At 50.5% G+C, this 16,959-nt stretch carries 15 protein-coding genes and 1 tRNA gene; 9 read left to right on the top strand and 7 right to left on the bottom strand.

The window, feature by feature from the left end; translation table 11 throughout:
• Positions 1-127: 127 nt before the first annotated feature.
• Both NX720_RS18240 and NX720_RS18235 read right to left on the bottom strand, forming a co-directional pair.
• Positions 128-754, bottom strand: a complete 627-nt coding sequence (locus NX720_RS18240; RefSeq protein ID WP_262596500.1) for a 50S ribosomal protein L25/general stress protein Ctc — start codon at positions 752-754, stop codon at positions 128-130.
• Positions 755-1,005: 251 nt separating this feature from the next.
• The gene (locus NX720_RS18235) at positions 1,006-2,178 is read right to left on the bottom strand and encodes an RNA-guided endonuclease InsQ/TnpB family protein (RefSeq protein ID WP_262596498.1); all 1,173 of its coding nucleotides are present in this window, start codon (positions 2,176-2,178) and stop codon (positions 1,006-1,008) included.
• A 65-nt stretch (positions 2,179-2,243) separates the two neighbouring features.
• Between NX720_RS18235 and tnpA the strand changes: the two genes are divergently transcribed.
• Positions 2,244-2,672: an IS200/IS605 family transposase gene (gene tnpA / locus NX720_RS18230; RefSeq protein ID WP_262595354.1), complete on the top strand. Its 429-nt coding sequence runs from the start codon at positions 2,244-2,246 to the stop codon at positions 2,670-2,672.
• Positions 2,673-2,943: 271 nt separating this feature from the next.
• On the opposite strand, the gene NX720_RS18225 is transcribed toward tnpA, so the two are convergent.
• The 5 genes from NX720_RS18225 to NX720_RS18205 form a co-directional block, all read right to left on the bottom strand.
• Positions 2,944-3,885 (bottom strand): ribose-phosphate pyrophosphokinase, encoded by a 942-nt coding sequence (locus NX720_RS18225; RefSeq protein ID WP_262566121.1) that lies wholly within the window; start codon positions 3,883-3,885, stop codon positions 2,944-2,946.
• A 105-nt stretch (positions 3,886-3,990) separates the two neighbouring features.
• Positions 3,991-4,065: transfer RNA gene (locus tag NX720_RS18220), tRNA-Gln, on the bottom strand.
• A gap of 52 nt (positions 4,066-4,117) precedes the next feature.
• Complete coding sequence (gene ispE / locus NX720_RS18215; RefSeq protein ID WP_262596496.1) at positions 4,118-5,041, bottom strand: 4-(cytidine 5'-diphospho)-2-C-methyl-D-erythritol kinase; 924 nt, start codon at positions 5,039-5,041, stop codon at positions 4,118-4,120.
• Positions 5,042-5,093: 52 nt separating this feature from the next.
• The gene (gene lolB / locus NX720_RS18210) at positions 5,094-5,702 is read right to left on the bottom strand and encodes a lipoprotein insertase outer membrane protein LolB (protein ID WP_262596495.1); all 609 of its coding nucleotides are present in this window, start codon (positions 5,700-5,702) and stop codon (positions 5,094-5,096) included.
• 92 nt (positions 5,703-5,794) lie between these two features.
• Complete coding sequence (locus tag NX720_RS18205; RefSeq protein ID WP_262596493.1) at positions 5,795-7,603, bottom strand: tetratricopeptide repeat protein; 1,809 nt, start codon at positions 7,601-7,603, stop codon at positions 5,795-5,797.
• Positions 7,604-7,820: 217 nt separating this feature from the next.
• On the opposite strand from NX720_RS18205, the gene hemA reads away from it, so the two are divergent.
• The 8 genes from hemA (at position 7,821) to NX720_RS18165 (ending at position 16,910) form a co-directional block, all read left to right on the top strand.
• Positions 7,821-9,080 (top strand): glutamyl-tRNA reductase, encoded by a 1,260-nt coding sequence (gene hemA, locus NX720_RS18200; protein WP_262596491.1) that lies wholly within the window; start codon positions 7,821-7,823, stop codon positions 9,078-9,080.
• A gap of 153 nt (positions 9,081-9,233) precedes the next feature.
• Positions 9,234-10,802 carry a hypothetical protein gene (locus tag NX720_RS18195; protein ID WP_262596489.1) on the top strand — a complete coding sequence of 523 codons (1,569 nt, stop codon included), beginning with the start codon at positions 9,234-9,236 and terminating at the stop codon, positions 10,800-10,802.
• Positions 10,803-10,941: 139 nt separating this feature from the next.
• Complete coding sequence (locus tag NX720_RS18190) at positions 10,942-11,157, top strand: DUF397 domain-containing protein (protein WP_262596487.1); 216 nt, start codon at positions 10,942-10,944, stop codon at positions 11,155-11,157.
• Positions 11,158-11,404: 247 nt separating this feature from the next.
• Positions 11,405-12,490 (top strand): peptide chain release factor 1, encoded by a 1,086-nt coding sequence (gene prfA / locus NX720_RS18185; protein WP_262601608.1) that lies wholly within the window; start codon positions 11,405-11,407, stop codon positions 12,488-12,490.
• Positions 12,483-13,337, top strand: a complete 855-nt coding sequence (gene prmC, locus NX720_RS18180) for a peptide chain release factor N(5)-glutamine methyltransferase (RefSeq protein WP_262596485.1) — start codon at positions 12,483-12,485, stop codon at positions 13,335-13,337. The genes prfA and prmC overlap by 8 nt, the downstream gene beginning before the upstream one ends.
• Before the next feature lie 340 nt (positions 13,338-13,677).
• The gene (gene nhaA / locus NX720_RS18175) at positions 13,678-14,856 is read left to right on the top strand and encodes a Na+/H+ antiporter NhaA (RefSeq protein ID WP_262596484.1); all 1,179 of its coding nucleotides are present in this window, start codon (positions 13,678-13,680) and stop codon (positions 14,854-14,856) included.
• 79 nt (positions 14,857-14,935) lie between these two features.
• Positions 14,936-15,958, top strand: a complete 1,023-nt coding sequence (gene hemH / locus NX720_RS18170) for a ferrochelatase (protein WP_262596482.1) — start codon at positions 14,936-14,938, stop codon at positions 15,956-15,958.
• Between the two features lie 265 nt (positions 15,959-16,223).
• Positions 16,224-16,910 (top strand): hypothetical protein, encoded by a 687-nt coding sequence (locus NX720_RS18165; RefSeq protein ID WP_262596480.1) that lies wholly within the window; start codon positions 16,224-16,226, stop codon positions 16,908-16,910.
• Positions 16,911-16,959 lie beyond the last annotated feature (49 nt).

Here is a 16,959-nt window from a genome sequence, read left to right as displayed (position 1 = left end):
AACAGTCTGAAACGTATAAATTCTACACATAAAAAAACAGCTTTCATCACTTTAAGCAATGAAAGCTGTTTTCGACAGCCCGGGGTTTAATCAGAGCTGTTACTACTGGAAACAGTAAGACCGGGTCTTACTCTTCGCCAGCTTCTTCTTCAGAAGCTTCTTCACCTTCAGCAGCGCCACGGGTCTTCTGTACGCTGGCAACGTCCAGGTCGTGACCTTCGCCCTGCAGCATAGCAACCAGCTGAACGCCTTCTGGCAGAGTCAGGTCGGACAGGTGTACGTGACCACCCAGATCAACCTCAGCCATGTTCACTTCGATGAACTCTGGCAGGTCAGCAGGCAGACACTTAACTTCAACTTCAACGCGAGCGTGAGTAATAGCACCGCCAGCCTTAACACCAACACAGGCTTCTTCGTTGATGAAGTGCAGAGGCACGTGGGTGGTTACCGCGTGAGTAGCGTCTACACGCAGGAAGTCCATGTGCATAGCGAATTCTTTCGCCGGGTGACGCTGAACGTCTTTCAAGATAACCTGCTGAGCAGCACCTTCGATATCCAGGTTAACGATCTGGGAGTAGAAGGATTCAGACTCCAGAGCCTTACGGATAGCCTTGCCTTCCAGGGTAACCTGTACAGGCTCAGCTTCACCACCGTAGATGATGGCAGGTACTTTATCTTCGTGACGCAGGCGGCGGCTCGCACCTTTCCCTACATCTTTACGCACAACAGCGTTCAGAGTAATAGCTTCAGACATTTTCTTTCTCCAGAATGCCGCCCTTCCACATCAATCTTGCGACCAGACTATGGGAGTTCATCAGCGGCTGATATAAAGGCGACGTATCATACCTGCAAACCAGCCGATTGCCAAACGCATCTGTCCGCTTTACGGAAAGTGCGGTCGGTCATGACCAAATACCAGACCGAAAGCCTATGTTTTAGCAAACTTTTCGTAAAACGGGTACGCAGTGACTGCTCCCCACCCTATCGGGTGAGGCTTCTGATTTCTTAGGCAGCAACCGACAGTATGCCGGATTTACGCAAGCCTCCATCAGCAGAAACGGACAGTCCTTCCGCCTTTAATTTCAATATGCCTTGCTTCTTGATATTGCGAGCTGCATTAATATCCCGGTCATGGATAGCACCACAGCTACACTCCCATGATCGGATTCTCAATGGCATTTTTTCCTGTTTCAAATCGCAGACTGAGCAAGTTTTAGAGGATGCAAACCACTGGTCTATCTTCACCAGATGTTTACCTTCCTGCTTTGCCTTGTATTCGAGTTTGGTTATCAGTGAGTGCCAGCCAGCATCAGCAATAGAACGAGCAAGACGCTTGTTCTTGAGCATGTTCTTAACTTTCAGTGTCTCCACAATCACCGCTTGGTTTTCGTCGATGAGTTGTTTTGATAGCTTATGCTGAAAATCATTACGGGCAAAGGCTACACGCTCATGCGCCTTTGCCACCAATAAACGGGCTTTGTGCCTACCTTTTGAGCCTTTCTTGCAGCGAGATAGAGCCTGTTGTTTTCTTTTCAGGTTACGTTGTGCTTTTTTCAGAAAGCGAGGATTGCCAGTCTTATGGCCGGTACTGGTGATAGCCAGATCAGTAATCCCCATATCAACACCGACAACCTGATTAGCTTCAAGATTATCAATCTGTTTTGGTTGTTCCTGGGTATCATCAGCCAATATGGAGGCAAAATACTTGCCGGTTAGCGTTCTGCTCAGGGTGATAGACTTCACCTTACCCACTATTTCACGATGCACTTTAGCCCTTATGGGCTTGCACTTGGGGATTTTTATCCAGTTATCGCCCACAGAGACAGACGTACAATGGTAGCTACTTTGCTTGCCATGCTTTTTCTTGAAGCGAGGAAATCTTGCCTGCAATTTGGGATTGAAAAAGTTTTGAAAGGCCGTATCCAGATTGATAGTGGCCTGTTGCAGTGCAATAGAGTCAGCGTTTTTCAGCCATGAGTACTTTCGGCTTTTCTTGGCTTTTGCCAGCAAGGGCTTCAGGTGTTTTTTGGGAGAAAGGCTCTGCCCACGAACCTTGTAATAATGAACCTTAATAGCCAGGGCCTTGTTCCATACGAACCGCACAGCATCAAACTGACGGTCGAGAAATTCCGCCTGCTCTGATGTTGGATAGATTCGTACTTTGGTGGCTCTCAGCATGGAACGTTATTTCAGTGCTCATTAATATAAAATTTATATTACAGGTATTTGAAAGAGGTTTTCAAGTGAGCGCACACAATAAAGATTTACTTAAAGGGTATCTTCGCAAACGACATAGCGTTACCAAGCTGGTTGTTCATTTGGTGTTCACGACAAAGTACAGACGAAAGCTTTTTGATGGCTATATGATCAAGCAGTTACGGGAGTCGTTCGAGAGTGCATGTGAAAAACTGGAATGCCAGTTACTTGAAATGGATGGCGAAAAAGATCACGTACACCTGTTGGTGGCCTACCCACCAAAACTGGCTATCAGTGTCATGGTAAATAATCTCAAATCAACATCATCAAGACGGTTGCGAATGCTGAATACCCACCTTACTGCTCAGAGCAAAGCAGGCTTAATGTGGTCAAGGTCTTACTTTGCTTGCAGTGCTGGCGGTGCAACTATCGAGACTCTGAAGGACTACGTTAATAGCCAGAGTACACCAGATTGATGGCGGAAGGCTCTGCGCCTTCCCGTCTTATATCCCCGCCCGCATTGGGCGAGGGTTTACGACGATTTTGCTAAAAGCAGAAAACCACCATTGGTCTGTTGCTGTATAAGCATGTACTCAACAAGTCTGAATGATCCGAAGTGAGTGCCACGACACAAGTCTGACAAAAAGCGTTTTTGTAATTTTTCCATCCCAAAAACAAAAAAAGACCCAAATCAAACGACATGGGTCTTTTTGAACGGATTGCCTAAATCAGCGCAAGCCCTTGAGATTACTGGAACATGGCACTGATAGATTCCGCATTGCTGATTCTGCGCACAGACTCAGCCAGCAGCGGGGACATATCCAGCTGACGGATACGACCCAGAGCCTGGGCAGCCGGGCTCAGAGGGATAGTGTTGGTCACTACCAGCTCATCCAGCTGGGAGTTGGCAACATTTTCCAGCGCACGACCGGACAGAACCGGATGCGTGCAGTAAGCGATAACCTGGGTGGCACCCTTTTCTTTCAGGGCAGCCGCAGCGGCACACAGAGTACCGGCCGTATCGACCATATCGTCAACCAGTACGCAGGTACGGCCGGATACGTCACCAATGATGTTCATCACTTCAGACTTGTTGGCTTCAGGACGACGCTTGTCGATGATCGCCAGTTCAGTGTTCAGGCGCTTGGCAACAGCACGGGCGCGAACGACACCACCGTGGTCAGGAGAAACGACCATCAGGTTTTCGTAACCCTGACGCTCCATATCGTCCAGCAGGATCGGAGAGCCGTAGATGTTGTCTACAGGGATGTCGAAGAAACCCTGGATCTGGTCAGCGTGCAGGTCAACGGTCAGTACACGGTCGACACCCACGCTGGCAATCATGTCAGCAACGACCTTGGCACTGATTGGCACACGACTGGAGCGAGGACGACGATCCTGACGCGCATAACCGAAGTAAGGCAGTACTGCCGTGATACGAACGGCGGAAGAGCGGCGCATGGCGTCAGCCATTACCAGCAGTTCCATCAAGTTATCGTTGGTAGGAGCGCAGGTGGACTGAATAATAAATACGTCCCTGCCTCGCACGTTTTCCTGGATCTCAACAGCAATCTCGCCGTCGCTGAAGCGGCCGACATAAGCCTTGCCTAAAGGAATGTGCAGGTGATTAACAACCTTGTGAACCAGCTCAGGGTTTGAGTTGCCGGCAAACACCATCATTTTCGACACGGGTAAGTACCTTGCTCTCGACGTGGGTGTAGGAGGATGATTTTCTGTGTGCGATGTTCGCAGCAGTCAGGACTGCTACTAGCAGGAAGAGAAGATTCAGCAAAATGGCTGGGGTAGCAGGATTCGAACCTGCGCATGACGGGATCAAAACCCGTTGCCTTACCGCTTGGCGATACCCCAGTAGCTTTGGAGGCTATAAATTCGTTTGCAGTGAACGCTGCAGCTGTGGAAATCATGTCGAACATGCTTCGAGCTGATGCACCGCCTGCCGCCTGTGCAGAGTGCTGTGTAGCGGAGATGTATTCACGCCACGGGCAATAAAAGCCTCTATATCAGAGCCAGAGTCAGAGCTTATTGTCGCCTTAGCCGATTCCGCCTGTTCGCGACTGGCAAATGGCACAAATACACATGCACCCGATCCGCTCATCATAGCTCGCCCTATGCTCGAATTTGGGACATTATCCAACAGCCGTATGCAAGATTCAACTTCAGGATAAAGTCGCCGAACCAACGGCTCAAAATCATTATGTAGCCGATTTTGACGCCTCTGTTCTTCGTACGTTTCCAACGCGGCGCACACTTTAATCGCCGGTGTATCTCTTGTCAAATCCCCGTGAGCATACATTTTTACGGTATTTACATGACAATCAGGCACCAGAACCAGATACCAGTATTCCGGCGGGTGAGCAGGCGTAAGTATCTCCCCCACCCCTTCGGCAAACGCCGCAGAACCGCGTACAAATACCGGCACATCTGCCCCCAGCTGCAATCCCAGTTCAGCCAGACGTTCCTCAGACAGCTGCAAATCCCAGAGAGCATTCAGGCCAAGCAGCGTGGTCGCCGCATCCGAACTACCACCTCCGACTCCGCCCCCCATTGGCAAACGCTTGTCCAGCCGAATACGGGCTCCCTGCTGCGTACCGGTTTCCTGTTGCAACAGGCGGGCTGCTTTAAGAATCAGGTTGTCGTCGTTAACCAGCTCAGGAAGGTTACATTCCAGCGCCAGTGAATCCTGCAGGGTAAATCCCAGTTCATCGCCATAATCAAGAAACTGAAACAGGGTTTGCAGGGCATGATAACCATCCGGACGACGTCCGGTGATATGAAGAAACAGATTCAGCTTGGCAGGCGCTGGCAATACCAGTTCAGACTTCATGGGTTACAACCGTTGTTAGTGCTTAAAATTAGTAGCGTTTAAAAGTGCGAGGTTATTTAACCTGCCAGCGCCTGGCAACCAGTGTCATTTGAACATCGTCTTTTTTGACCCTGATCCGCCCCGGCAGGGACACTGGAGACTGGCTCTGATATTCCAGATAGTCAATGGTCCAGCCAGCCTGTTGCAGATGCGACAACTGTCCCTCGTTATCCAGCTGTATGGAGGTTTCCTGAATACCCGGCACCGGCACACCCTGAATCCAGAACCGCAGATAACTGACCGGCAATTGCCAGCCTGTCAGGCTGAACAGCAGGGCTTCAGGTGTACGTCCCTGATACCGTTTGCCATCGGCTTCAACTACGATGCCCTGGTCGTTACTGACGATCTTCGCCAGCGACTGACCCAGAGGGCCATCCAGATACACGGTAAAATCCTGCTGATTCTGCAACCACTCCACCGACATGGAACCAGACTGATCCGGTACCCGCAGGCCCAGTCTGCCCATCAGTTGCCAGTGATTCATCTGTTGCAGTTCCTTGTAGCGGGTTTCCCATAATGTCTGCCGCAGCTCTAATGGCAGTTCAGGCTCTTTTGGCGTGGTGGCACAGCCACTGACCAGAATAATCAGCAGCAGTGCGGGCAGAGAAAACAAATTACGCATAACGGATTGTGATACACCTTTAAATTACATCTAGTGCCACTGCCATTTTCTAACCTGCGTTAGAAATCGGAAATGGCATAATTATCAGCCAGTCAGGGCTCGGAAGCTACCGGAGCGGAAGCCTCCTTCCGGCTCCCTTGCGGTTCAGCCTGTTTTTCCAGCCGTTCTCTGGTACTTCTGAGAATCTCACTGTCAGGCTTCTGCTCCAGAGCCTTCTTCCACAGAGCCAGCGCTTCGTCCCTACGCCCCATCATCCAGAGCACCTCCCCCAGATGCGCCGCCACCTCGTGGTCGGGATACTTTTTATAAGCCTGTGCCAGGTACTTCAATGCCCCTTCAAGGTTACCCTGCCGGTAATTAATCCAGCCCATACTGTCCATGATCGCCGGGTCTTCGCTGTCAATGGAGTAAGCTTTCTCGATCAACGCCCGGGCCTCCTTGTACCGGTCCGTACTATCGGCAAGCGTGTAGCCCAGGGCATTTAAAGCCGCCGCGTTATCGGGCTCCAGCTTGATAATGGCACGCAGGTCTTTTTCCAGCCCCTGCAGCTTGCCCAGCTTTTCCTGTACCATGGCACGAGCATAGAGCAGGTTAACGTTTTCCGGATGACGAAGCACTGCGGCATCAAACAGGTCCAGCGCCTCGTTATATTTCCCTGCTCCTGTCAATATCTCCGTTTCCAGCATATACAGCTGAACAGCGTGTATCGGGTAACGATTACGCGCTTCACCCAGGTGTTTCCTGGCATCCTTCAGCCGCCCCTGTGACAACATAAGCTGAACCAGCGACACCTGGGCTCGCATAAACTCTTTACCGGGCGGCACATTCAGAAAGTAGGTTTCCGCTTCTTTCAAATGCCCTTTCTTTTCACTGATTCGACCCAGATAATAACTGGCCGTACCTTTACGCTGCCCCAGTTTCAACAGCCGTTTAAAGTACGTCTCGGCCTGATCCAACATATCATTTTCAAGGGCAATCAATGCCAGGGATATCAGTATTTCAACATCGTTCGGGGACTGCTTCAGCAGTTCTTCAAACTGAATACGGGCATGACCCAGTTTATTTATATGAACCAGCACTCGCGCATAGAGCAACCGCAGACGAGGACGATCCGGATGACGCTCAACCGCATCCGCCAGCATCTTTTCAGCCTCATCACCACGGCCCAGCTTGTTGAGAATACGCCCCTTCAGTATCAGAGCCTTAACGTACTCCGGGTCATGTTTGAGCAGCTGATCGCACAACTGCATGGCTTCCTCGTCACGGCCCGCCTGTTGTAGCAAAATCGCTTTGCCGAGTTTCAGGGAACGATGATCCGGATACTCCTTCAAAATGGCGTCAAAGGTCTTAAGCAGGCTGTCCCGATCTTCATTCGTCAGCTCCGCCGCGCTTGAGGCAAGAAAATCAAAATTGGTTTCACCCTGCAATTCCAGAGCTTTGCGCATCTGGTCAACGGCACGGCCAAGCTGCCCGTCCCTCACCAGTTCTATGGCACTGGCCTGCAAGGCGCGGGGATCATCCGGAGCCAGCTCTGCCCAGAGCAGGGCGGCATCCAGCGATGCCTGCCTGGCACCAATAAACAGGCTGATCTGATAGGCTCGTTCAGCCACACCAACGTCCCGGGTTTTATGGGCCTGTTTAAGGTAATTACCCAGGGCAAGATCGTAGCGCTTGCGCTGCCCCCCCAGTTCGGCAACCAGCAAATCGTAAACCGTTTCAGGCTCAAAGGAACGAACCGGTTCTTTTTCAACCTCAATGGTAAGGTTGTCAGTCAAAGGCTCCTGAGAACCCTGCCCGGACCGAACTCCCTGCGTGGTAACACATCCCCCCAAAGCAGCCAGACCCAGAGAGAATACCGACACTCTGGCCAGCAGTAAGGAGAAACTTTTGAGTTCCTTCATGAATGGTATGCCTTTACCCGTTTGGAATGAATGTCCACCTGCTCATCATGGCATACCCCGAAGTGCATAGACACAGGGTTTGCAGTCGCAGGCGTTCCATAGGAGAATTGATCGGCCAATAGACCACAGGTTACACGTTGGCGTGTCATAATTCGTCCCGACAGCGATGAATAATAGCAGTATCAATAAAAGCAGCGTGTCGAGAATCAGGAGTCCAATGGGGTACCTTACAGCCGGAATCAATCATAAAACTGCTCCTGTTTCCCTCAGGGAGCAGGTGGCCTTTGCCCCTGAGCAGTTGCCTGAAGCGCTGCACGATGCCTGCCGCTTCCTGAACACCAGAGAAGTGGCGATTCTTTCTACCTGCAATCGCACCGAGATTTATCTGGGCAGTCAGGTTGACCAGCAAAAGGCGCTGGACTGGCTGACCCGGTACCACAACCTGGATCACCAGCTTTTGCAGGATCACAGCTACGTCTACAAAAATGAGTACGCCGTACGCCATATTATGCGCGTCGCCTGTGGACTGGATTCCATGGTACTGGGTGAACCTCAGATTCTGGGGCAGCTGAAAAGCGCTTTCGCCATCGCTCAGGAAGCCGGCACTGCTGGCTCCTGTCTGTCCCGTCTGTTCCAGTTCAGTTTTACCAAAGCAAAGCAGGTTCGAACCCAGACCGCCATCGGTCGCCAGCCAGTATCTGTCGCCTTTGCGGCGACCTCATTAGCCAGAGAGATATTCACTGACCTGAGCCAGAACACCGCCCTGTTGATTGGTGCTGGTGAAACCATTGAACTGGTTGGCAAACATCTCTACCAGCAGGGGGTTCGTGACATCATCGTGGTCAACCGCACCATGAGCCGCGCCCGCATGCTGTCCGACCAGTTTGGTGGCCGCAGTGCTCTACTGTCTGATATTCCCCATGTACTGCCGGAGGCAGACATTGTCATTGCCTCAACGGCCAGTCCGGTGCCAGTCCTTGGCAAGGGTGTCGTTGAAAGAGCCCTGAAGCAACGCAAACACCACCCGGTGTTTATGGTGGATATTGCAGTACCGAGAGACATTGAGCAGGAGATCGGCGAGCTGCCCGACGTATACCTTTATACCGTGGACGACCTGCAGGGTGTTATAGAAGACAACATGCAACAGCGTCAGGAAGCTGCCCATGAAGCAGAGCATATTGTTGAAGCCGGAACAGACGAGTTTATGGCGCAGCTGCGCTCGCTGGATGCCGTCTCGATACTGCGCGCCTACCGCCTGCAAACCGAGAACATCCGGGATACAGAACTGGAAAGAGCCATTACTGCCCTGGGTAACGGCACACCGCCGGAACAGGTATTGACCCAGTTTGCCAGAAATCTGACCAATAAACTGATGCACACTCCCAGTGTGCAATTAAAAAAAGTGGCGTCCGAAGGTCTTCAGGACCGGCTGGAGTGGGCTGAAGATTTTCTGGGCATTGAGCAGAGAGAGGTGTAAGTCTTTCCGCTGCGCCTTTACATGCACGACAAAGTATGTCTAACATCCCTTGTTATAGCGATAGATCGATGTATCTATCGTTCAACCCAATAACCAGACACCTTATTCGTTTCATTCTTCGTTGAAAAAAATAACAACAAGGTTACCGCAGCAATGACATTTTCAGATAAATATAAAGGCAAGTATGCCAGCTTTTTAATTGGCCTGGCATGGACTGTCGAAATTATTGCCGTTCTTATCGGGCTGACCATCGCCATCGTGGTATCCATTTCCGCAAACGAGTCCTACAGCAACCTGGAAACCGCCAGCCTGCTGGGCAATAATGCCTCCATACTGGTGGCAGGGCTGCCATTCCTTCTGGTGGCCGTGGTTGAACTTTGTAAAATACCACTGACGTTTGCTTTTATGGCGGTTAAAAACGCCTTCTGGCGTGGACTGTTCCTGTTCTTTGTGGCCTTCCTGTGTCTCATAACTTTTGAAACCATGCTCAACGGTTTTGAGCGCAACTTTTCCAACCTTAACTACGCCATTGATACCCGCAAGAACAACATTGAAAACATAGATGCTGAAATTGAATTACTAAACCGCCGCATGGAGCGTGTACAGGTATTTACTGCCGACGACCTGGCTCAGGAAACAGACACCATGCAGCTTGATATCGATGAGCAATACCGTACCAGTGTTAGCCGCATCAACTCTGAAACAGAAACGGTGATCAGTGGCATCGATTACGGTTATCAGAAAACCCTGGATGCCGAAATCCTGAGCCTGATGGAACGTCGTGATGGTTACTACGACAACTGGAATACTGAGCGGCAGCAGATCGAGGATCGTTTCTCCGAATTGCTGCTGGGCAATCTGTCAGACAGCCGTAATGAGCGACAGCGCCTGCTACAGGAACTGGAAGCCCTGAAAGAGGAAATGAATCAGGCGCTGGCAGGTGCCAACTTTTTTACCCGCACCGGAATCGAAAATAAATACCGGAGCCTGATTGCTGCCAAAAACCAGCAGATTGACCAGATCACCACCGGCTATCTGGGCGGCGACGCCCTGACCAAACAGGCGACCATGGAAGAACAGCTGAAGCAGCAGCTGGCCTTTGCCAACAGTAAGTACGCAGGCCGCATCGACGAAATCAACCAGCGCATTGATGATAAAAAGCAAGCCATTGTCGATCAGGACGATGCCAATGCCCGTTTGCAAAGTGATGTTCTGACCAACGCTGACCGAAGTCGTGCAAACTTCCTGTCCATCAAACTGAATCAGGAAGGCGAACTGACAGAATTCACCGAAGGGAAGCAGGCAGAACTCGATGCCATTACCGTCCAGGTCAACGAGCTGGAAGACAAGGTTTTTCTACTGCAAAACGACCAGCGCAATGTTCAGGCTGAAATCAACCACATGATTAACCAGAATCAGGTTTACCGACTGGCTATGTACGCTTTTGGCAAAGAGTCACCCACCGATGTTGACCGAAAAATGGTAGGCATTGTCGCCCTGGTCTGGTTTGGCTCTCTGGCACTGATCGCGTCCGTAACTGGTGTTATGCTGTGCCTGGCAGGCTTTTACCTGAGGCGGGAACTGATGATGGCGGCTGAAGCAGCCAAAGAAACGGCAGCCGCTAATCAGCTTGTCATAAAAACGGTGAAAGCAGCTGAAGAAACCTCTCAGGAAAAGCAGCCTGAAGAACGAAAGACCAGAGAAACGGTTGAATACAGCTGACCTGTAGACTGGAGGGGTGCCGCCCCTCCCTTGCTCCAGTCAATTTTGCCGATACTCCGTTACTTTCTGTATTAATCGATTTTCCAGAATTTTTTGCTAGACTTGCTTTGCTATATGAAATGGAAAGGAGTTCAGTCTCATGAACGCTTATTTTGAAGATGACAGTCATTTCAAGAAATCATTGGCCTGCCCTCCCTGTTTTAATGTTGCCTGTGTAGCTGTGGCCATTAGCCCGAAGCAGGAGGTTGCCATAAGAAACAGCGGCGACCCACACAAAACAACACTGGTTTTCACCAGAAGTGAATGGAGCGCTTTTATCAAGGGAGTTAAAGGCGGAGAGTTTGACCTTCGCTGAAAGCTGGTTTCGTAGTTTGAGGTACCTGCCTTTCTCAAAGAAGTTTTTTAAGGCGAGAGTCTGATTACGCTTTTCCCTGACCAGATCGACTTCTTTTTGCTTTCCCCAATACATTCAAAACCCACGCCCTCTCCCGATTCCTGATACACTACGCCCACCCTGTTATTCCCCCGGCACCGGACAAAACATCCGGTGCTGAAGCGATTGAGAACACACTTTGACAATGAAAGACTCTACCTTTGTCAGCCTGAGCGGCAACCTGACAACCAAGCTCGACAATCTGCTGGATCGTTATGAAGAAATTGCTGCCCTGCTGAGCGACCCGGAAGTGATTGGCAATCAGGATCAGTTCCGCAAGCTGTCCAAAGAATACGCCGAGCTGGAACCCGTGGTTCAGGCTTATCAGGAATACCGCCAGGTCATTGAAAACATGGAAGAAGCCCGGGCCATGATCGCCGAGGATGACCCTGAAATGACAGAAATGGCAGAAGAAGAGCTACAGGAAGGCAGGGAACAGCTGCCCGGTCTGGAACAGAACCTTCAGCTGCTGCTGCTACCAAAAGACCCCCGTGACGCTTTCAACACCTTTCTGGAAATCCGTGCCGGTACAGGTGGTGACGAAGCCGCTATTTTTGCGGGTGACCTGTTCCGCATGTACTCCCGCTATGCCGAGAAGCAGGGCTGGAAAATTGAAATCATCAGTGCCAACGATGGCGAACACGGCGGCTACCGTGAAATCATCACCCGCATTGTCGGCAATGCGGTTTATGGGCGACTGAAGTTTGAATCCGGTGCTCACCGTGTTCAGCGTGTTCCGGAAACCGAGTCTCAGGGGCGTATCCACACCTCTGCCTGCACAGTGGCCATTATGCCTGAGCCGGACGAACAGGAAGCCATTGAAATCAGGAAGGAAGACCTGCGGGTAGACACCTTCCGCTCCTCCGGTGCCGGTGGTCAGCACGTCAACACCACCGATTCTGCCATTCGTCTGACCCACCTGCCAACCGGCATTGTGGTGGAATGTCAGGACGAGCGTTCCCAGCACAAGAACCGCGCCAAGGCGATGTCACTGCTGTCGGCCAAACTGCAAACAGCACAGGATGAGGCCGCCGCCAAAGAGATCAGCGATGCCCGTAAGAGCCTGGTGGGCAGCGGTGACCGTTCCGAGCGAATCCGTACCTACAACTACCCCCAGGGACGCGTTACCGATCATCGCATCAACCTGACACTGTACAAGCTGTCTGAAGTCATCGAAGGCGACCTCGACCCGGTGGTTGAACCTCTGTTACAGGAGCATCAGGCAGAACTGCTGACAGGTTTGTCCAATGACTAGCTTTCAAAATAGCGGCCGGGTTGATGACCTGCTAGGCTGGGCAGCCGGACTTCTGACCGACAGCGACACCGCTCGCCTGGACGCGGAAGTTCTGCTGTGTCATATCCTTCAGAAAGACCGCAGCTTTCTGTTTACCTGGCCAGAACATGAACTGAACGAGCAACAACTGTCTGATTTCAGACTGCTGGTTGCACAGCGTCAAAAAGGAACCCCCGTCGCCTACCTGACCGGTGAGCGTGATTTCTGGACGCTGAAACTTTCAGTTTCACCGGCTACCCTGATCCCCCGTCCTGACACGGAACTGCTGGTTGAACAGGCTCTGGCAAAAGAACTGCCAGAAAATGCCACGGTGGCAGACCTGGGGACAGGCACCGGTGCTATTGCACTGGCACTGGCCAGCGAGCAACGACAATGGACTGTGGTCGGGGCTGATAAGTTCGGGGACGCTGTAAAGCTGGCAGAACAGAATGCCCGGCGCAATAACATTAAAAATGTGAGCTTTTATCAAGGCAACTGGTGTAAAGCGCTTCCAGACGACAATTACCACATGATTGTCAGTAATCCGCCTTATATCTGCTGTGATGACGAACATCTGAGTCAGGGCGATGTTCGCTTTGAACCCGAAACCGCCCTGGCATCAGGCATTGATGGTTTAGACGACATTCGCACTATCATTCAGCAGGCTATAACCAGACTGCAAAATGGTGGCTGGCTGTTGCTGGAGCATGGCTATCATCAGGCTAAAGCCATACAGCAGTTGATGCGACAGGCTGGATTCTGCAGGATTTCAACGATTCAGGACCTGTCAGGACACGACCGGGTAACCCAGGGGCAGTACTCTTTCTAACAAGCTTTCTGACGACTCTTTTCTGACAATTCTGAACGCCTGATGGGAATTATCGAGCAGGTATGTCAAGTGTTTTTTACTAACAAACTGCTTCCGATCAGGCGTTCCCGGTCTTATAATCCCTGCATCAGACATCTTTTTGATTAACCACTTTAACGACAGTTAAGGACTCATTTACTCCGCTCTTTGTTTTTCAGAGAACCCTGTTACTGTGTCCGGTGCTCATCTTATGTGTTTAACCAGAAAGCTGTTGTCAATTTACCCATGTAGACCTGCACTCTTGGTATGATCTGCCAGTCACAGCAAGGTCATACTTAAAAGGACAATAACGGAAGTCGCAATGCATTTACGACGGCTACACCACTTTTTACGACAAGATTACGCTGTTGGCGTTCTACTGATTGTTGCGGCCATTCTTGCCAAGATTGCAGTCAACTCGCCCCTGGCTGACTATTACAATCTGCTTCTGCAGTTACCCGTCAACTTCAGCATTGGCCCACTGGAAATCAACAAACCCCTGTTACTCTGGATCAATGATGGCCTGATGGCTGTTTTCTTTCTGCTGATCGGTCTGGAAGTAAAATATGAAATTCTCAGAGGCGACCTGAGCACTCCGTCACAAATCGCGCTGCCTGGCATTGCCGCTATTGGTGGCATGGTCATCCCCGCCCTGGTTTACACGATTTTTAATTACAAAGATCCGCTTGCCATGCAAGGATGGGCCATTCCTGCCGCCACTGACATTGCTTTTGCCGTAGGCGTTCTGGCACTTCTGGGAAAGCGGGTGCCGACCTCTTTAAAAACGTTCCTGCTGGCGCTGGCTATTTTTGATGACCTGGGTGCCATCGTCATCATTGCCCTGTTTTACACATCAGAAATGTCTGTCGCGTCCATGATACTCGGTTCTATCTTTCTCGCGATCCTGGTCATCATGAACCGTATGAATGTGGCCAAAACCGGCCCCTATCTGTTTGTCGGTGCACTGCTTTGGATATGCGTCCTGAAATCCGGTGTACACGCCACTCTGGCAGGCGTATTGCTGGCTTTCACCATTCCGTTAAACCTCCGGGACAGAAAAGGCCGGTCTCCACTTAAAGCGTTGCAACACAAACTGCACAGCCGGGTGAACTATGTCATTCTGCCGATTTTCGCCTTTGCCAACGCTGGCATTGAGCTGAGCATGCCGCAGCTTCAGTCACTCTTTTCCCCTATTCCACTGGGTGTCATGATGGGACTGTTTGCGGGCAAACAACTGGGAGTGTTCACCTTCTGCTATGTTGCCATCAAAGCCGGCGTTGCCAAAATGCCGCCCGGAGCCAACTGGACTCAACTCTATGGTTTATCAATCCTTTGCGGTATCGGCTTTACCATGAGCCTGTTTATTGGCTCCCTCGCTTTTGAGGAGCTGGGCACTGCCTATCTGGCAGCGGATCGCATTGGCATTCTTGCAGGGTCATTCCTGTCAGCCATTGTTGGATATTATGTCTTGAAATACAGCTCCCGACCGGTAGAGCCATAGCATAAGGCTCAATAGAAGGGGGGCGTAAACTTAGCTATAATCGCAGGTCTGTAAGCCCTTCGAAAAATGGTGTGGATGTATGGAAGCAAAGGCAGCGTTACTGGTCAATCTGGGTTCACCGGACAGTCCGACAGAAGAGGATGTTCGTCGCTATCTGAACGAATTCCTGATGGATAAAAATGTGATTGACCTGCCCTGGCCTTTGCGCCGCCTGATTGTCAGCCTGTTTGTCTTACCCAAAAGGCCGGCGCAATCGGCAAAAGCGTACTCTTCTGTTTGGACCGATGAAGGATCACCACTGGTCACAATCTGTTACAGACTGCTGGAACAGGTACGCCAATACACCGATATGCCGGTTGAACTGGCAATGCGCTATGGTCGTCCTGACATGGAAAGCGCTATCGTCAAACTGGCAGGCAACCCTGAAATAAAAGAGTTGTTACTGTTCCCCCTGTATCCACACTATGCCATGTCAACGGTCAAAACCGTTATTGATAAAGCTCAGGCCATTATTTCAGACAACCAGTTACCCATTTCACTGAATGTCCACCCGATATTTTATGATCATGATGATTACATTGGAGCACTGGTCAACAGCGCCCGTCCCTGGTTGGAAAAAGACTATGACCACCTGATATTCAGTTACCACGGAGTACCTGAACGGCATATCAGCAAAGATGACCCAACCCGCAGCCACTGCCTGAAATCAGACGACTGCTGTCATAAACCCTCCCATGCCCACCACACCTGTTATCGACACCAGATTTACCGGACTTCTGCCAGCTTTGTGGAAAAAGCCAATATCCCCGTGGACAAGTACAGCGTGGCGTTTCAATCGAAACTGGGCCGGGATAAATGGCTGGAGCCATCCACACTGGACACCATCAGGCAACAGGCAAAACAGGGCGCTAAAAAGCTGCTGGTCATCTGTCCGGCTTTTGTTGCAGACTGCCTGGAAACTCTGGAAGAAATTGGCATGGAAGCGAGAGAAGAATTTATTAAAGCCGGCGGCGAATCCCTTGAACTGATCCCCTGCCTGAATGACAATCCGGAATGGGCCAAACTGCTGAGCCGCTGGCTGGAGGAGCCTCTCAAGGCCTGACATAGCGCCTGAAGAAAAAGCGCCCGAAGAAAGAGCACCTGAAATACCAGCTGTAATCATTGACTATTCTTACGCTGGCCTTCAGGTGGTCTCTATCTTTTTGATGTAATTGATCAGACTATGTAATGAATGAAGCCACTCCCCGGAGCAAGCTGCGGGGAATAAACCCGTAGCGATTAAAAAAAGTGCACTACTGGCAATGCTGCCTATATGTGTCTATTTTTACAGCAGCCGCCTCACTCTATGCAAAACGAACCAGCAACTTATGAACGAAATGGAAAATGCAAGGCTCATGCTGGACTACTCGCGCTTATTTTTTAAGGGCTCCCTTAAAACAGGGAACAAAACCTATTCGTTACGTTATGGGACAGCCTCAGAGGAAAAAAAACTGAAGCGTCGTACTAATCATGTAAGAGCCCTTCATGGGGTAGGGTTCTTAAGGAAAGAATTCCCAGTATTCCCAGACCAAGTCCTAGGCAAAGAATTTGCTAAACACGAGTTTTTAAGCGCCATGTCTCAAGGAAAAAGATCTGGTAACTGCCAAGAGTATAATAATGCTGCCCTGATATTTGGATATGAAAACAAGGTTCAAAATATATGGCTGATACTTCACAAGGAGCACGAATTTTTAGTATTGGCAACTGATCCGGGTTTGAGCGACACGCTGGTTTTAAGTGAATTCTGCCAATATAAAGATTATAACTATTGGGTGTGCGACTCGTGGTTTAACATCCATTGCAAAATAGACCTATATGGCCTGATGGTTAACTCCAAATCTTCCCAATGGGAGCTTGAGGGTAAAGAAATATTCATTACGGAAACTTGTATTGCCTATAGTGAAAAGGCAACCCAATGGTGCCAAAAGTTGTTTATCGGCGATATGCAGGCTATCAGGATGACAGACAGCAGCGGGCAGCCAACTGATGCTTTTAAGGGGCTGTTTGAAATATAGCAGGCCGGTGGCTCAGTATTTTCCAATCCTAAAATGAGCCTGAAAGAAG

The sequence above is a fragment of the Endozoicomonas euniceicola genome, from assembly GCF_025562755.1.
GTDB classification, from domain to species: domain Bacteria; phylum Pseudomonadota; class Gammaproteobacteria; order Pseudomonadales; family Endozoicomonadaceae; genus Endozoicomonas_A; species Endozoicomonas_A euniceicola.
The sequence above is the reverse complement of the archived record's forward strand: the minus strand, read 5'-3'. Positions and strand labels throughout refer to the sequence as shown.

Bases quoted from the DNA above. Each gene is read 5' to 3' on its own strand.
- hemH (WP_262596482.1), top strand. From the start codon at position 14,936: ATGGAAGCAAAGGCAGCGTTACTGGTCAATCTGGGTTCACCGGACAGT.
- lolB (WP_262596495.1), bottom strand. From the start codon at position 5,702: ATGCGTAATTTGTTTTCTCTGCCCGCACTGCTGCTGATTATTCTGGTC.
- NX720_RS18190 (WP_262596487.1), top strand. From the start codon at position 10,942: ATGAACGCTTATTTTGAAGATGACAGTCATTTCAAGAAATCATTGGCC.
- NX720_RS18240 (WP_262596500.1), bottom strand. From the start codon at position 754: ATGTCTGAAGCTATTACTCTGAACGCTGTTGTGCGTAAAGATGTAGGG.
- nhaA (WP_262596484.1), top strand. From the start codon at position 13,678: ATGCATTTACGACGGCTACACCACTTTTTACGACAAGATTACGCTGTT.
- NX720_RS18235 (WP_262596498.1), bottom strand. From the start codon at position 2,178: ATGCTGAGAGCCACCAAAGTACGAATCTATCCAACATCAGAGCAGGCG.
- hemA (WP_262596491.1), top strand. From the start codon at position 7,821: ATGGGGTACCTTACAGCCGGAATCAATCATAAAACTGCTCCTGTTTCC.
- NX720_RS18195 (WP_262596489.1), top strand. From the start codon at position 9,234: ATGACATTTTCAGATAAATATAAAGGCAAGTATGCCAGCTTTTTAATT.
- NX720_RS18165 (WP_262596480.1), top strand. From the start codon at position 16,224: ATGAACGAAATGGAAAATGCAAGGCTCATGCTGGACTACTCGCGCTTA.
- prmC (WP_262596485.1), top strand. From the start codon at position 12,483: ATGACTAGCTTTCAAAATAGCGGCCGGGTTGATGACCTGCTAGGCTGG.
- ispE (WP_262596496.1), bottom strand. From the start codon at position 5,041: ATGAAGTCTGAACTGGTATTGCCAGCGCCTGCCAAGCTGAATCTGTTT.
- NX720_RS18205 (WP_262596493.1), bottom strand. From the start codon at position 7,603: ATGAAGGAACTCAAAAGTTTCTCCTTACTGCTGGCCAGAGTGTCGGTA.